The sequence below is a fragment of the Paenibacillus sp. YIM B09110 genome, from assembly GCF_037167145.1.
Taxonomy (GTDB): domain Bacteria; phylum Bacillota; class Bacilli; order Paenibacillales; family Paenibacillaceae; genus Pristimantibacillus.
In genome coordinates, this window is record NZ_JBANSP010000017.1 from 96,033 (window position 1) to 112,862 (window position 16,830).

The window sequence follows — 16,830 nt, forward strand, 5'->3', positions numbered from 1 at the left end:
TGCGTAATTTAATCTCTTGCAGCAGGAGGGAGAAAAGTTGAACTTCAGAAAGAAGAACTACGTCGCGATTATACTCGTTCTCGCCGTACTGGCAACGTCGATATGGGCGTTCTACCCTTCGGATTCGTCCAATAACGGACGCGCCATGGCAATGGCGGATTTCGCTGCCGTTACAAACTCGGCAGGAGAAGACAGCTATGATGCCTATTTGAGCAGCCACTCGGAGGCCGCGCGCCCGGACGAGATCATCCGTATAGAGGGCGAGAGCTTCACGGGAACGACTGAAGATGGGTTCGACATCTCGGATCATCTGGAAGGAATGGACGGCAAGGCTGTTATTACACCCGAGTTTGGCTCCATTGCGTGGGACGTTCAGGTAAAACAAGCGGGATTATACAATGTGAGAATTCATTATTTGCCGATCGAGGGCAAGAGCTCTGCGATAGAAAGGCAGTTTGCCATAAACGGCAAAGTCCCATTCAAAGGCGCGGAAATTATATTATTTGATCGAGTTTGGGGAAATCGGCAGGACGAAATCAAGCGCGACGATCGCGGCAACGAAATCAGACCTAGACAGGTAGAGAAGCCAACCTGGCAAATCGGGCTTATCAATGATCGTAACGGATATTATGACGAGCCTTACTCCTTTTACTTTGAGAGCGGGCAGCAATCGATTTCCTTGACGGCCTTAAGGGAACCGATGGCGATTGATTATATTGAGCTGTATCAGGACCGAGCTTTAATGACTTATGAGGATATGAAGAAACAATATGAGGCCGAAGGAATCAAGCCGGTATTGGATCAATTCATTGAGATTCAAGCCGAGGACGCAGTCGCCAAGTCATCGCCAACGTTATATCCGCTGGCGGATCGATCAAGCCCGACTGTCGTTCCTTATAATGTGTCTAAGCTTCGCATCAATACGATTGGCGGAACGAACTGGAAGCTTCCAGGACAATGGATCGAGTGGGAATTCGAAGCCCCGGAAGACGGCTTATACCAGATCGCGCTGAAGCAAAAACAGGATACGCTGCGCGGTATATACGCTACTCGAAGCTTGACGATCGATGGCGAGACTCCGTTCCAGGAAATGAAGCGGCTTCGCTTTAACTTCAGTATGGATTGGGCAATGAACACGCTCGGCGAAGATGAGCCGTATCTGTTCCACTTGACTAAGGGGACACACCGTATTCGCATGATGGTCACGCTTGGCGACATCGCGCCGCTCATTCGAACGATTGAATCGAGCGTTCTGCAGTTGAATGAGCTGTATCGCAAAATACTGATGATTACATCGAATACGCCGGATCCATTCCGCGACTATCAGCTGGAGAAACGGATTCCAGGCATGGTTCAGACGTTCGAAGAACAATCTGTAATCATTCAGAGCGTGGCTGATTATTTGGAGCAGTCTACGGGAGAGAGAAGCGACAAAGTAGCCGTACTTCATACGATGGTCGGCCAATTGAAGGAAATGATCGCGAATCCGGAGACGGTCGGCAATCGCTTAGCCGCATTCAAAACGAATGTCGGCGGACTCGGCACATGGATTCTTACGGTACGCGAACAACCGATTAAGCTGGATTATCTCATTGTATCTTCACCGGATAAGGATCTTCCGAGAGCGGAAGCTACGCTGTTCGAGGAAGTGAAGCATGAGCTTGGCGCGTACTTCGCTTCTTATTCCGAGGATTATGACAGTATCGGCAATTCGAACGGAGACCAGGACAGCAAGATTACAGTTTGGATTACGACGGGCCGGGATCAGGCGCAGGTGCTTAAGAGCTTGATCGATGATTCATTCACGCCAACATCGAATATCGCAGTAGATTTAAGGCTTGTTCCGGGGAACATTTTGCTGCCGGCAACGCTCGCTAATGAAGGTCCTGACGTAGCGATGCAAATCGGCGAGGACGTCCCTGTCAACTACGCGATGCGGGATGCGGCGACTGATTTGACGCAGTTCGGCGATTTCGAGGAAGTGGCTTCCCGTTTCCATGACAGCGGACTTACGCCTTACAAGTATGACCAAGGCGTCTATGCCCTGCCAGAGCAGCAATCATTCCCGATGCTGTTCTATCGGAAGGATATTCTTGAAGAGCTGGGACTCACGCCGCCTAAGACTTGGCAGGATATTTATAACATGATCTCAGTCCTTCAGAAGCATAACATGGAGTTCTGGCTGCCTGTCGAGGCAACGAACGCTAGTCTTGTTCCGAACGCGACATTCTCGATGCTGCTCTATCAGAACGGCGGCGAATTTTATCGTGATGGCGACAAGAAGAGCGCGCTGGATTCCGACATTTCTATGGAAATGTTCAAGAAGTGGACGCAATTTTATACGAACTACAAATTCCCGGTACTTGCGGACTTCCCGAATCGGTTCCGTACGGGCGAGATGCCGATCGGCATCGCGGACTACACAACGTATAACATGCTGACGGTACTTGCACCGGAAATTAAAGGTCTGTGGGATTTCACGCTCGTTCCGGGCACAGAGGAAGCAAGCGGAACCGTCAATCATGCGGTAGCCAGTCATACGACGGGCGTTATGATGATGGAGAACGCAGATAACAAGGATGCGGCATGGGAGTTTATGAAATGGTGGACCGACAAGGATACGCAGATCGCATACGGACGCGAGATGGAAGGCTTAATGGGCGAAGCGGCCCGTTATCCTACAGCTAACGTCGAAGCGCTTGCGGAGCTGCCATGGCCGGTCAAGGACTACAATAGTCTGGCTAGCCAATGGGAGTGGGTTGAAGGCATCCCGCAAGTGCCTGGAGGATACTTCACAGGCCGGCATCTGGACAACGCCTTCCGCAAAGTCGTCAACGCGAGCGAGAATCCTCGAGAAGCGCTTAACGATTATCTGCGGTACATTAACGACGAAATTGAGATTAAACGAAAAGAATTTAATTTACCGTATTAGTTTGGGGGTGGAATCCATTGCAAGCCGAAACAACCAGTCAAACCGTACCTAACCTTATCCATCCGAAGAAAAAATCTAGAATAAGCCAAATTTGGACGGAGCTAAAGAAAAACAAGCATTATTATTTGCTGATGAGTCCGTACATGCTCATTTTCTTTGCCTTCACGGTCATTCCCGTCGTTTTCTCGCTCATTCTTAGCTTCTTTTATTTCAATATGCTTGAATTTCCGCGGTTCGTAGGATGGCAGAACTACTCCAGGTTATTCCTGAATGACGATATCTTTATGATTGCTTTGAAGAACACGTTTATCTTCGCGATCATTACCGGACCGGTCAGCTATATCGCCTGCTTCTTCTTCGCATGGATTATTAATGAACTGTCGCCAAAGATTCGGGCGGTCATGACTTTGATCTTCTACGCACCGGCTATTTCCGGCAACGTGTTTTTCATTTGGCTGATCGTATTTTCGGGAGACCGATACGGTTACTTGAACGGATTCCTGATCAAATTCGGATTTATTCTGGAACCGATACAATGGCTGACCAATGAGAAGTACATTCTAATGATCGTTATGATCGTGCAGCTATGGCTCAGTTTAGGCACCAGCTTCCTCGCTTTTATTGCCGGTCTTCAGACGATTGACCGGACGCTGGTCGAGGCAGGCGTCGTTGACGGAATTAAGAACCGTTGGCAGGAGCTATGGTTCATTACGCTTCCTTCGATGAGGCCGCAGCTGCTGTTCGGCGCAGTTATGCAGATTACGGGATCGCTGGCAGTGGCCGATATTACGATCGCGCTCGCAGGTTTCCCAAGCGTTAACTACGCGGCGCATACGGTCGTTACCCACTTGATGGACTATGGCACGATTCGGTTCGAGATGGGTTACGCATCGGCAATTGCGACGGTACTGTTCGGTATTATGATCGGTGCCAACAAATTGACGCAAAAAATGCTCAGAAAGGTAGGTGAGTAACGTTGGTCGTTAAAATGATGACCGCATTTCGGACGACGAAGAGGCTGAATCGATCGTTTACGGTCAGCTTCCTATTGTTCGCGTTTCTCGCCGTGTTCGGAGCGTTCATGGTGCTGCCGTTGCTGTATGCGGTGAACAATGCCTTTAAGCCGCTCGACGAATTGTTTATTTTCCCGCCGCGCTTCTTCGTGAACAATCCGACGCTCGATAATTTCTATGACCTGGTCGCTTTGATGGGTAATTCATGGGTGCCGTTGACGCGTTACATTGCCAACACACTGCTCATTACTCTCATCGGGACCGTGGGACATATATTGCTAGCTTCTGCCGCGGCTTACCCGCTGGCGAAATATCAGTTCCTCGGATCGAAGACGCTGTTCTCGATTGTCGTCCTGTCGCTGATGTTCTCCGGGCATGTTACGGCGATACCAAACTATATGGTGATGTCTTGGCTCGGCTGGATTAATACGCATGCGTCGATTATCGTTCCATCGCTCGCTTTTCCATTAGGACTGTTCCTAATGAAGCAATTCATGGAGCAACTGCCGACAGCATTGCTGGAAGCGGCCAAGATTGACGGTGCAAGCGAGTACAGAATCTATTGGAGCATCGTGATGCCGAACGTGAAGCCTGCTTGGCTGACGCTCATGATCTTGCAATTTCCTATGCTATGGGGAACCGATGGGGGAAGCTTCATCTATAGCGAGAACTTGAAGACGCTTCATTATGCGCTCGGACAGATCACGGCGGGCGGAATCGCGCGCGCGGGTGTCGGCGCGGCCGTCGCGCTTATCCTAATGGTCGTTCCGATCACGCTCTTCGTCATCTCGCAGAGCAGCGTCATTCAGACGATGGCGACTTCCGGGATGAAAGAGTAGAAGGGAGACTTGCATGATGTTGAAGAGCAAAACGAAATTAACCGCATATCTTCTAGCGGCCATATGCTGCGTACTCGGCATAAGCGCAGGCGGATCGCTTGCGTACGCCGCGGATGGCGATTCTTACAACTATTCCGTTTGGGGCGAGACTGTCGTGTCTCCTTCGGCCTATGAAGCGACTTCTCTAATGACCGGTAATTCGCTCGGAGTCGGGGCATTCAAAGATCCAAGCGATCTCCATGTGACGGAGGACAACGAAATCTATGTCCTCGATACCGGCAATAATCGGGTTGTCGTGTTGGACGAAGATTATCGTCAGAAGGCGATCATCGACTCCTTCGAGCACGACGGAGCGACCGATACATTTCTGAACCCGCAAGGGATCTTCGTGACCGAGCAGAAGCATGTGCTGATCGCGGATACAGGAAACAAACGGGTCGTGCATCTCGATGAAAAAGGTCGTTTGGCGCAAATCGTGGAAAAGCCTGAATCCGAGCTGCTGCCGGCGAACTTCGAATTTCAACCGGTTCGCGTTGTTATGGATAAAGCGCAGCGCATCTATGTGATGGCGATTGGCGTGTTCGACGGTCTGATGGAATTTAGCGCGGAAGGCGCGTTCACTTCATATATCGGCGCGAACCGTGTATGGGTCGACCCAGTGGAGCTGTTCTGGAAGCGTCTGTCGACGAAGGCGCAGCGCAGCCAGATGGTTATGTTCACGCCAACGGAATTCACTAATATGGACATTAACGACGAAGGTTTCATCTATGCGACAAGCGGCGATTCGGGAGATACCATTCGAAAGCTCAACGCTCAGGGCAGCGATATTTTGCGAAGAACCGGATTTTACAAACCGCAGGGCGATATTCGCTATACGGGCGCTCTGGGGCCTTCCAGGCTCATCGATGTCGATATTACGGACAGTGAGATCTACTCCGTTCTCGATTCAACGAGAGGCCGGATATTCACTTACAACGGAGACGGGCAATTCATGTACGTATTCGGCGGTGTGGGCAATCGGATCGGAGAATTCAATACGCCGGTCGCCATAGAACGGGTTGGGGATGATTTCCTCGTACTGGACAAGGCGTTTGGCGAAATTACGTTGTTCCAAACGACGGAATACGGCCGGACGTTGAATGAAGCCGTCAGGAGCTATTACCGGGGCGATGAAGAGCGCTCGCTTCAGCTCTACGAACAGACCATTCATATGAACGCCAATCTGGATTTCGCTTATTCCGGTATCGGCAAGGCGATTCTAAGACAAGGCGATTACGACGATGCGATGCGTTATTTTAAGCAAAGTCTGGATCAACCGAACTATTCAAAGGCGTTCCTGCTTTATCGCAAGGAAGTGCTGAGAGCCAACTTCAGCATGATCATGACCGTTGTCATCGGATTAGCCGCTGTCGTCCTGTTCGTTAGGATTTACCGGAAAAAGCTGGCTAGAAAGAGGGGCGTTTCATTTGAATAAAGAGCTCATAAAATTTCCGTTTTATGTTATTATGCATCCCTTTAACGGTTATTGGGAGCTGAAATATGAACAGAGCAAGAAGCTGAACCTCATCTTGTCGTTCGGGATTCTTCTGCTTCTCATCTTGACCAATGTTCTAAGCAGCCAATACAGCGGTTTTCTGGTCAACATTTACAATCCGGAATACATGAACAGCTTGATGGAGATTACGTACGTCGTTGTACCGATCTTATTTTGGTGCGTGGCGAATTGGTCGCTTACGACGCTGATGGACGGTGAAGGCAAGTTCGTGGACATATTCACGTCCACCTGCTTCGCACTGCTGCCGCTTGTCATCATCAACTTCCCATGGATATGGTTAAGCAACGTCATTTCCTTGCAAGAGACAACGTTTTATTATTTCTGCAACGGCTTTGCCGTCCTATGGACGATGTATTTAATGTTCGTCGGGAATATGACCGTGCATCAGTTTTCGCCGAGCAAGACGATCGTAACGATCGTGCTCTCGATAGTTGCCATAGGGTTCATGGCATTTCTCTGTTTGTTGTTTTTTAGTTTGATTCAACAAATCATTACTTTCATCTCTATCATTTATCAAGAAATCACCTTGAGGAACTAGGAAAGGAGGAACGTAAGATGCGTATGGCCAAAAATGCCATCTTATCCGCGTTTCTCGCAGCGGGGCTGCTGGTCGCCGGCTGTTCCGGCGCGGGCAATGCGAATCAAGCGGACGAAGAGCAGCAGTTAGAGGCTGCATTCGAACAAGGCAAGACGCTTAACGCTTCATTCACGGATACGCGAATCGCCGGAATGAAGGGGATCGCTGAGAACGAGCGGCTTCGCCTATTCATCAACGATGAGACGGGCGCCATTGCGGTGCTTGACCAAAGCAACGGCGAAATATGGCATAGCAATCCTCTCGAGGCGGAGGCCGACACGATCGCGACCGGGGTTAACAAAGGCTTGCTGTCTTCACAATTAAGAATTGATTACTATAATAGCTTCGGACAAGTAAGTTCAATAAATACGTTCTTGGACAGCGTCGCATACAAGCAGGTCAGATATGAATCGATTGAAAGCGGCGTTAAAGTAACTTATAAATTCGGGAAAGCGGAGAAAACGGCGATGGATCTGCCTCTCATGCTTAGTATTTCCCGATTCGAGCAATTGTCGGGAAAGCTGGATAAGGCAGGACAACGCGCCTTGCGTATCGGTTATACCGAGAATGACGAGAAAACGGCCTATGTAAGAAATGACCAGGCGTTGAACGGTCTGCAGCTCGAGCGAGCATTCAAGGCATTCGAGGATGCCGGCTATACGCCAGAGGATCTGGAGAAGGATATGGCGGAGCTTAACTTTACGCAAGAATCGCTTGCTCCAAGGATATTCATGGCTTCGATCGAGTATACGCTCGATGCCGATAGTCTCCTAGTTAGAGTGCCGTCTCAGGATATTCAGTCTCCAAGCGAATATCCGGTCAGCAATGTATCCATGCTGGGCTTCTTTGGCGCAGCAGGGAGCGAGGAGGAAGGCTCGATATTCGTTCCGGACGGCTCCGGCGCCCTTATTTCGTTCAATAACGGCAAGACGAAGTACCCTGCCTATCAGCAAGCGGTGTATGGGAATGACCTCGCGATGGAAGCGGTCGAGAACGCCGTGAACGAGCAAACCGTCAGACTTCCTGTCTTCGGCATGATCCGGAAAGGCAACGCATTCCTAGGCATTATCGAAGAAGGAGCGCCCGCAGCGACTATCAATGCAGATATTAGCGGCAAATTGAACAGCTACAACTACGTTTATCCGACCTTCAACGTGACGAACAAAGGCGAGCTAACGCTGCAGGCGAACGGATCGGAGCGGACGCTGCCTAAGTTCCAGGAGCAACCGATGAAAAGCGATTATACGGTTCGCTATGCCTTCCTCAGCGGTGAGTCCGCAACGTATAAAGGCATGGCTGACTATTATCGCAACTATTTGTTAAGTAACGGCGGATTGCCCGAGCAGAATTCGGAGGACGGGGAAGACGCACTTCCGTTCTATCTTCAGGTCGTCGGAAGCATTGCGAAGCAGAAGCATATTGTCGGCGTCCCTTACCAGACGCTTGAGTCTCTTACGACGTTCAAGCAGACGCAGCAAATGATCGGCGAAATGAAAGGGCTCGGCATCGCTAATATTAAGCTCCGTTATGCAGGATGGTTTAACGGCGGGCTTGATCACCAAGTGCCGGACGATGTATCGGTAGACCGGGCAATAGGCGGCGCCAAAGGTTTGCGCAGCTTGGCGGCATTCGCGGAAGAAGAAGGTGTGGACCTTTACCCCGACATGGCTGTTCTGACCGCTCATACCGGAAAAGGCTTCAACGAGAAGGAGGAAGCTTCACGTTCGCTGGGCGGTGTACCATCGTCGTTCTATCCGCTTGATCTTGCGCTGAACCGGCGCGATCGAACCAAGTCGCCGTCCTATGTCGTATCGCCGGGGCTTGTCGACAATTATGTGAAAGCCGTTCTGAAGGATATGAAGAGCCTCAATACAGGCGGTATCTCGCTGCGCGATATGGCCGACCAGTTGAACAGCGATTTCCGCAAAAACAAGCAAATCGACCGTACGGAGTCAGAGGGGATTTCTACTCAGGCGTTGAACGACATCCGTGAAGCGAACCTGAACATCATGGCCGAGGGCGGCAATGCGTACGCGCTACCTTATTTGTCCGATATTACGAACGCTCCGTTGTCGAACAGCAACTATAAGCTTGAGGATGAAGAAATTCCTTTCTTCCAAATGGTCATTCGCGGCAATATCGACTACACGGGCTCGCCTTATAATTTGACCAGCTATACGAATGTTCGGCAATATATTCTAAAATGCTTGGAGTACGGCTCAGGCGTCTACTTCGAGTGGATACACGAGCCGAATTACAAGGTGAAGGATACGGATTTCAGCAATCTGTATGCCGTCAATTACGAACAGTGGCTGGAGCAGGCAGCCGACATCTATGACGAAGTAAACGGTGTGCTGAAAAAGGTGCAGAACGAACGTATCACTGAGCACGAGAAGCTTGGCGAAGGATTGTTCAAAACCGTCTATGAAAACGGGACGTACGTCATCGTGAACTATAAGGATAGCAGCGCGACAGTGAACGGGATGACGATTGAAGCCGAGGGCTATGTGACGGGTGGTGAGCAATCTTGAAGTCGATAACGAAGCATATCTTTAAATCAAGAACATACAACGAGCAGAAGGCGTTATGGGGCTTCCTCTACGTATTGCCCTGGTTGCTGGGATTTTTGTTTTTCTTCCTGATTCCTTTGTTGACATCCCTGCAATACAGCTTAAGCACGATCACGGCCAATGCGAAGGGCATGACGATGGAATTCATCGGCTTTGCCAATTATATCGAAGCCTTGACGGTGAACACGAGCTTTAATCGGACATTGACGGAAGCTGTAATAAATATGGTCGTTAACGTGCCGCTCATCGTCATCTTTAGCTTGTTCTTGGCCGTGCTGCTCAACCAGAAATTCGTCGGCAGAGCGCTGGCAAGGTCAATCTTCTTCCTTCCGGTTATTCTGGCTTCCGGCGTCATCGCAACGTTGGAAGCGTCGAGCCTGGTGCAAGCGATTAATGAGCAAAATGCCAACGGCGGCGTATTCTCGAGCGGCACGCTGGAGCTGGCCAATATTATGTTGAGATCAGGCATGAGCGAAGATATCGTTCTTTACTTGATGGATGCGGTCGAGAGAATCTACCAGATCGTCAGTCAGTCAGGCGTGCAAATTCTTATTTTCCTGGCGGGCATTCAGACGATTTCGCCGCAGCTGTACGAAGCGTCCAAAATCGAGGGCGCAACCGGGTACGAAGCGTTCTGGAAGATTACTTTCCCGATGGTCAGTCCGCTCATACTCGTTAACGTCATCTATACGATTATTGACTCGTTCTCCAGAAACAATATGACGACGCTAATCAAAGAAACGGGCTTTACGACGTTTAACTTCGGCCTGAGCTCAGCGATGGCATGGATCTATTTCCTGGTCATCATGATTATTCTATTAATTAGTACGTACTTCATATCCAAACGGGTCTTCTACCAGGAATAGAAGGAGAGTGGGAACGTTGATATTGGCCCGATTGTTATCGTTTGAAAGTTGGAAAAGAGGGCTGTGGACGATCGTTCGCCTTGTGCTGATCATCGGATTGTCATTTGTCATCCTATATCCGATCATTCAGAAAATCTCGACATCGATCAAGGATAAAGCCGACTTGTATTCACCGATCGTCGTCTTTATTCCCGAGCATTATACGTTTGATAATTTCAAGCAGGCTATCGCCATCATGGATTACTGGGAGACGCTGCTGAACACGATCATGCTGTCGAGCATGACGACGATCATGACCGCCGCCTCGTGCGCGTTCGCAGGTTATGCGTTCGCCAGGTTGAAGTTCAAAGGAAGCAATCTGCTGTTCGCGGGTGTTATTCTCACCATTTTGGTTCCGCCGACTACGATTTTGATTCCGATCTATATGAATTTGAAGGACTTTACGCTTCTCGGTCTGATCCCGTTGTTAACTGGCGGGAAGTCCTTGAATTTGCTTGATTCTTATTGGCCGTTTATTTTGACTTCCATTACGGCGAATTCCCTGAAGGCGGGGCTGTACATCTTCATCTTCAGGCAGTTCTTCCGCGGCATTCCGAAAGAGGTTGAGGAGGCTGCGTACATCGACGGCGCAGGCGTCGGTTCGACGTTCCTTCGCATCATGCTGCCGAATGCAATACCGTCCATCGTTACGGTACTGCTCTTCTCGTTCGTGTGGCAGTGGAATGACAGCTTCTTCACGACGACTTATTTGACGTCGAGCAAGGTGATGTCTACCCAATTGTCATCGCTGCCGTACAATCTGGCGATTCTGCTTGAAGGCGGAGCAACGACGAACAAAGATCCGTTCTTCATGAGCATGGTGCAGGATACCGGCATTCTGCTTGCCATTCTGCCGCTCGTTATTCTCTATTTGTTCGTGCAAAGATACTTTGTCGAAAGTATTGAACGTACGGGTATCGTCGGATAAGGCCAGTTGAGTCGCATTAAGCCAAGCGCCTTGCGGAGGCCGGCCACTTCGGCCGGCTGCTCGCAGGGCGTTTGTTGCTGTTATGCCCCAGACTACATGCGCTGCTAGTTTGTCTTGTAGGTGGAGTAGGGGAGAGGGAGAAGGTGAAGGTGAGGTAGTCTATGTTGGATTTTTGCAGTAACTTTGGGTGAATATTGTGGAATTTAGGAGCTATATTGGAAATTTGCAGTAACTTTGCTCTCGAAATCGTTTATTGCTCGGTTTAAGGTGATCTATGCTGCAAATATCCAATATAGCCGCAAGGGTTTGGGTAACGCACACTTGAAAGAACGCTGTCTGAATGAAAGAAAGAGCGAAATGAGAGGTGGATCGAAATGACTCGAGTAAACAGTAAACTCATTTATATCGCAATAGCTGCTATCGCCATAATTGCAGTTGTGGCTGTGCTTCTATTGAACCGGTATCAACCCGAAACAGAAGGCGCCTCAAATGAGGCGGAAGTGGCTGGGCTGCAGACGGAAGCAACGGATAGCGGAAATGTTGAGGCTGGGCTGAATGCGACAACGGCCGTAGAAAGCGCGACGCCGGAGCCGACTCCGGAGCCAACACCGACTCCGGAGCCGTCGGTCGAGCAGGATATTCCGTCGCTTGCGGAGACGTTCGCCGATTACTTCTCGATCGGAGCGGCCATCGAGCCTTCTCAGACGGAGGGGCTGAAGGCGGAGCTGCTTAAGAAGCATGTGAATTGGCTCGTAGCGGAGAACGTGATGAAGCCTGATGCGATGCAGCCAACGGAAGGCAACTTTAATTGGGCGAATGCGGATCGTATCGTTGCTTTTGCGAAGGAGAACGGTATGGAGGTTCGTTTCCATACGCTTGTGTGGCATAGCCAAGTCGGCGCTTGGTTCTTTAAGGACGCAGAGGGAAAATCGATGGTTGACGAGACCGATGAGGCAAAGCGGGAAGAAAATAAGAAGCTGCTGCTGAAGCGGCTCGAAACGCATGTCCGGAAGATCGTTGAACGATACAAGAATGATATCCATTCGTGGGACGTCGTGAATGAAGTGATTGAGCCGGGAGACCCGGACGGCATGCGCGCCAGCGAATGGTATAAGATAACGGGTACTGACTTTATCGAGACGGCGTTCCGCGCAGCTCGCGAAGCAGGCGGCTCTGAAGCGAAGCTGTACATTAATGATTACGGTACCGATAATCCTGCCAAACGGGACAGGTTGTACGAGCTAGTGAAAGAGTTGCTGGACAAAGGCGTACCGATCGACGGCGTCGGCCATCAGACGCATATTGACGTATTCGGGCCTACGGTCGATTCCATCATCGAATCGATGAAGAAGTTCGCGGAACTCGGCCTTGATAATCTCGTAACCGAGCTGGATATGAGCATCTATGCTTGGAATGACCGTACAGATCTAAGCAATGACATTCCCGAAGAACTGCTGCAGAAACAAGCGGATCGTTATCGCGAGTTGTTCGAAGCTTTCAGGGCGAACAAGGATATAATCGGCGGCGTCGTGTTCTGGGGCATTGCGGACGATCATACTTGGCTGAATAGCTTCCCAGTGACGCGTACCAACGCACCGTTCCTGTTCGACAAGCAACTGCACGCAAAGCCGGCATTCTGGGCCGTTATCGACCCGGTGGGAACAGAGAGGTCAAGTTAATTTGGATGCTCGATTGCTCGAATATTACTTGGCGCTCAAGAGCCCGGAGGCGGGCGAATGGAATTCATCCCCGGAAAATCTTCACGCTGAATGGCGGACGAGAGATTACATCACAAAATTCATTCATGTGGAATCAGGTTTCCAAGCGTGCAATGTCGGTATTGGAACAGGTGATTGGGATGATTTTCTCGGCTACTGGTTGAAAGGAAAAGGCCGGTTGACGAGCATCGATATCAACCGCGATATTTGCGAGCTATTCGCCTACAGGCAGCAGAGAGAGGGGCATCCCAATCCGTCGTACGTCGTCAACAAAAGCTTGTTTGATTCGGAACTGCCGCAGCAAACCTTCGATCTCGTGACGATGATCGGCTCCACGATTGACGAGGCTGGACAGATGAACCGTAGTATGGAAGTGTGCATGGGTTTGCTGAAGCCAGAGGGCCGACTTCTGTTCATGGCCAATCTCAGAGCCGTGTCACCTGTAAGGTTGGAACAAGCTTTGAACAATAACGTTTACCGGATTGAACAATTAGAGATGTTCGAGGATATGCCGAGGTATTCATTTTTTATATGTACAATTTTGCGGGTGAACCCCTATAAATAGACGGGTTGTTGCCGACGCGTATGTTGGCTAGACTGATTGGGGAATGGACAATTCAGGTATACAAAGGAGAGCTTGCAATGAACTGGACGACTATAACGAATCCGATTATTTGGGCTGACGCCCCCGATCCGAGCGTAATTCGAGTGGGGAGTACTTTCTATATGGTGAGCACGAGCATGCATTCGATGCCCGGCTGCCCGATTATGAAGTCTGAAGATTTATTGAACTGGGAGCTTGTCAATTACGTTTATGATACTTTCGAGGATAATGAAGCTCATCATTTGCAAGACGGTAAAGGCATCTATGGCAAGGGCTCATGGGCTGCCAGCCTGCGATATAACGATGGCAAATTCTATGTTTGCTTCTCGAGTCTTGATATGAATCAGTTTTACGTCTACACGACAAGCGATATCGAGAACGGCGAGTGGGAGCGCAACGTCATTCAAGGACTGCATCATGATCCAAGCATGCTATTCGACGATGACGGCCGCGTATTCGTCTTCCACGGCAATGGGGATATACGCATTACGGAGCTGACTGCGGATGCAACGGCGCTCAAGCCCGACGGAATTAATCAACTGCTGCTTGAGACGGACCGAGACGGCATTATGCTTCGTGCAGAGGGCTGCCATGCATACAAAGTCAGCGGTTATTATTATTTATTCTTCATCGATTGGCCGAATATAGGCAACAAGCGCCGCAGACAGCTATGTTATCGCTCAAGTGATCTGCTCGGTCCATATGAGCACAAGCTAGTGCTCGATGATCATATGCATTATCGTAATAACGGCATCGCCCAAGGCGGCATTATCGATACGCCGGATGGCGATTGGTATACGGTGCTGTTCCAGGATCACGGAGCCGTAGGCCGCATACCTTGTGTTCTCCCGGTTGCTTGGGAGAACGGTTGGCCAGTATTGGGACAAGACGGCAGAGCGCCGCAGACGTACGAAGTGAAGCTAGCGAGCACATCGCCAAAGCCTCTTGTCATCAGCGATGAGTTCGATTACGATGTGAACCGGCTGGAACTTAATTGGCAATGGAATCATAATCCTGACCCGGACAATTGGTCGGTCACGGATCGTTCGGGTTATTTGCGCCTCACGACAGGACATCTTGCCAATAGCGTAGAGTTTGCCCGCAATACATTGACGCAACGAACAGAAGGTCCAGCTTGTATCGGAACTACGGTACTGGACGCAGCTAACATGCAGCCGGGCGACCGTGCAGGATTAGTGGCGCTGCAATACGTCTTCGGCTCAGTCGGTATTCAGGTTGACGGTAACGGCGACCGTTACGTAGCGATGAGCGTCAATGGAAGAGCGGACGGCAGTGAAGGCGAGATAACGGTCGAGCGGACAAAATACGAAGGAACTCGGATCTATTTGCAAATCGAGTTCCAATTCGATAATGGCGATCGCGAAGACATTGCACACTTCCGATACTCTTCGGATGGTGAGGAATGGCAATCAATCGGCAGTCCGCTGCAGTTGCATTACAAGCTTGAGCATTTCATGGGCTACCGATTTGGACTCTATAATTATGCTACGAAGCAAACAGGTGGATTCGTCGATTACGATTACTTCCATTATAAGAAGCTTGTTTAAGTATTACCCGACAATGAGGAGAGTGTGCTTGCATGAATTATAAAAATCCAGTTATAAGCGGGTTCCATCCTGACCCGAGCGTTTGCCGTTCAGGTGACGATTATTATCTCGTAACCAGCTCCTTCGAATATTTTCCGGGTGTCCCGTTATTCCATAGCAAGGATCTCGTAAATTGGGCTCAGCTTGGTCATGTACTAACAAGGCCAGAGCAGCTTGATCTAAGCCGTGCTCCAAGCTCTGGAGGCGTATTCGCGCCTACGATACGCGAGCATAACGGGACGTTCTACATGGTGACGACGAACGTTACCGCTGGCGGCAACTTCTTCGTGCATACGGACGATCCGCGCGGTCAATGGTCGAACCCGATCTTCGTCGACCATCCTGGCATCGATCCTGACTTATTTTTCGACGAGGATGGAACGGTCTATTTCACTTCATCCGCTCATGGAGCCGAGGGACCGGGCATTTATCAAAGCAAGATTGACGTAAAGACCGGCCGGAGGCTGTCCGAACCAACATTCCTATGGACGGGAACGGGCGGACAATATCCCGAAGCGCCGCATATTTACCGCATCGGCAACTGGTACTATCTGATGATTGCCGAAGGCGGCACCGAGTACGGCCACATGGAAACGATCGCGAGAAGCGAGCAACCTGACGGGCCTTATGAAAGCTGTCCGCATAATCCGATCTTGACCCATCGGAGCTTACTAAAGTCCATTCATGCGACGGGACATGCAGACCTTGTCCAAACGCCGGATGGAGACTGGTGGGCCGTATTTCTAGGCATCCGTCCTCACGGCTATCCGAACAAACACCATCTTGGCAGAGAGACGTATCTTGCGCCTGTTACATGGACAGAGGACGGCTGGCCGATAATCGGCGACAACGGGATGGTAAGCGAGACAATGCCGGCAGGCAATCTTCCGCTGCAACCAGCTGCTGACGTGCCTGTTCGCGAGCACTTCGAGACTTCGAGTCTTGCTCCATGTTGGAATTTCATGCGTTCGTCGAGTCCGGACAACTGGTCGCTTGAGGAGAAGGAAAGCTGTCTGACACTGCGGGGCAACGAGACGACGTTGAATGAAATCGGAGCGCCTGCCTTCGTCGCTAGAAGACAACAGCACTTTGATTGCGACGTATCTGCGCATATGGCGTTCGAGCCGCAGCGTGATGGAGAGGAAGCGGGAATTACAGTATATATGAATGATCGCTTTCATTATGAGCTTGCGGTGGTGCGTTCCCTAGGCCAGCGCAAACTTATTTTCCGAAGGAAGTTGGGCAGCTTGCAGCATATCGAGAACGAGGTCCCATGGGCTTCCGATTCGGTTGTGATGCATGTGAGAGCGACGCGCGAACAATATGAATTCGGATTTTCAGATGGGGATGGTGTGCCTTTCTGGTTTGGACGAGGCGAAACTTCTATGCTGTCGACGGAAGTGGCGGGCGGATTCACAGGCGTTCTATTCGCTTTGTATGCGACGGGCAATGGCAAAAAATCGGAATCTCCCGCGCATTTCGACTGGTTCGATTACGAAGCGGTTGAATAAAATCTTTTTTCCGTGAAAGACTGTTAGACCGCAATTCTTAGCGAATTGCGGTTTTTCTATGCAGATATACT

12 protein-coding genes are annotated in these 16,830 nt (G+C 50.2%); all 12 read left to right on the plus strand.

The window, feature by feature from the left end; genetic code table 11:
- Positions 1 to 37: 37 nt before the first annotated feature.
- The 12 genes from V8F51_RS22110 to V8F51_RS22165 all read left to right on the plus strand — a co-directional run bounded on the left by V8F51_RS22110 (position 38) and on the right by V8F51_RS22165 (position 16,759).
- On the plus strand, positions 38 to 2,932 hold the full coding sequence (locus tag V8F51_RS22110) for an extracellular solute-binding protein (protein WP_337102679.1): 2,895 nt from the start codon (positions 38 to 40) through the stop codon (positions 2,930 to 2,932).
- A gap of 17 nt (positions 2,933 to 2,949) precedes the next feature.
- Entirely contained in the window at positions 2,950 to 3,906 is a 957-nt protein-coding gene (locus V8F51_RS22115; protein WP_337102680.1) for a carbohydrate ABC transporter permease, read from the plus strand.
- Positions 3,907 to 3,923: 17 nt separating this feature from the next.
- Positions 3,924 to 4,784 (plus strand): carbohydrate ABC transporter permease, encoded by an 861-nt coding sequence (locus V8F51_RS22120; RefSeq protein ID WP_337102681.1) that lies wholly within the window; start codon positions 3,924 to 3,926, stop codon positions 4,782 to 4,784.
- 16 nt (positions 4,785 to 4,800) lie between these two features.
- Positions 4,801 to 6,258 carry a hypothetical protein gene (locus V8F51_RS22125; protein WP_337102682.1) on the plus strand — a complete coding sequence of 486 codons (1,458 nt, stop codon included), beginning with the start codon at positions 4,801 to 4,803 and terminating at the stop codon, positions 6,256 to 6,258.
- Positions 6,251 to 6,877 carry a Yip1 family protein gene (locus V8F51_RS22130; RefSeq protein WP_337102683.1) on the plus strand — a complete coding sequence of 209 codons (627 nt, stop codon included), beginning with the start codon at positions 6,251 to 6,253 and terminating at the stop codon, positions 6,875 to 6,877. Before V8F51_RS22125 ends, V8F51_RS22130 begins: the two co-directional genes overlap by 8 nt.
- Before the next feature lie 17 nt (positions 6,878 to 6,894).
- Positions 6,895 to 9,447: a DUF5696 domain-containing protein gene (locus V8F51_RS22135; RefSeq protein ID WP_337102684.1), complete on the plus strand. Its 2,553-nt coding sequence runs from the start codon at positions 6,895 to 6,897 to the stop codon at positions 9,445 to 9,447.
- Positions 9,444 to 10,352 (plus strand): carbohydrate ABC transporter permease, encoded by a 909-nt coding sequence (locus tag V8F51_RS22140; RefSeq protein ID WP_337102685.1) that lies wholly within the window; start codon positions 9,444 to 9,446, stop codon positions 10,350 to 10,352. Before V8F51_RS22135 ends, V8F51_RS22140 begins: the two co-directional genes overlap by 4 nt.
- Before the next feature lie 16 nt (positions 10,353 to 10,368).
- Positions 10,369 to 11,319 carry a carbohydrate ABC transporter permease gene (locus V8F51_RS22145; protein WP_337102686.1) on the plus strand — a complete coding sequence of 317 codons (951 nt, stop codon included), beginning with the start codon at positions 10,369 to 10,371 and terminating at the stop codon, positions 11,317 to 11,319.
- Between the two features lie 374 nt (positions 11,320 to 11,693).
- Complete coding sequence (locus V8F51_RS22150; RefSeq protein ID WP_337102687.1) at positions 11,694 to 12,998, plus strand: endo-1,4-beta-xylanase; 1,305 nt, start codon at positions 11,694 to 11,696, stop codon at positions 12,996 to 12,998.
- A gap of 1 nt (position 12,999) precedes the next feature.
- Entirely contained in the window at positions 13,000 to 13,602 is a 603-nt protein-coding gene (locus V8F51_RS22155; protein WP_337102688.1) for a class I SAM-dependent methyltransferase, read from the plus strand.
- Positions 13,603 to 13,679: 77 nt separating this feature from the next.
- Complete coding sequence (locus V8F51_RS22160; protein ID WP_337102689.1) at positions 13,680 to 15,209, plus strand: glycoside hydrolase family 43 protein; 1,530 nt, start codon at positions 13,680 to 13,682, stop codon at positions 15,207 to 15,209.
- Between the two features lie 32 nt (positions 15,210 to 15,241).
- Positions 15,242 to 16,759: a glycoside hydrolase family 43 protein gene (locus V8F51_RS22165; protein ID WP_337102690.1), complete on the plus strand. Its 1,518-nt coding sequence runs from the start codon at positions 15,242 to 15,244 to the stop codon at positions 16,757 to 16,759.
- The last annotated feature ends 71 nt before the right edge of the window (positions 16,760 to 16,830 follow it).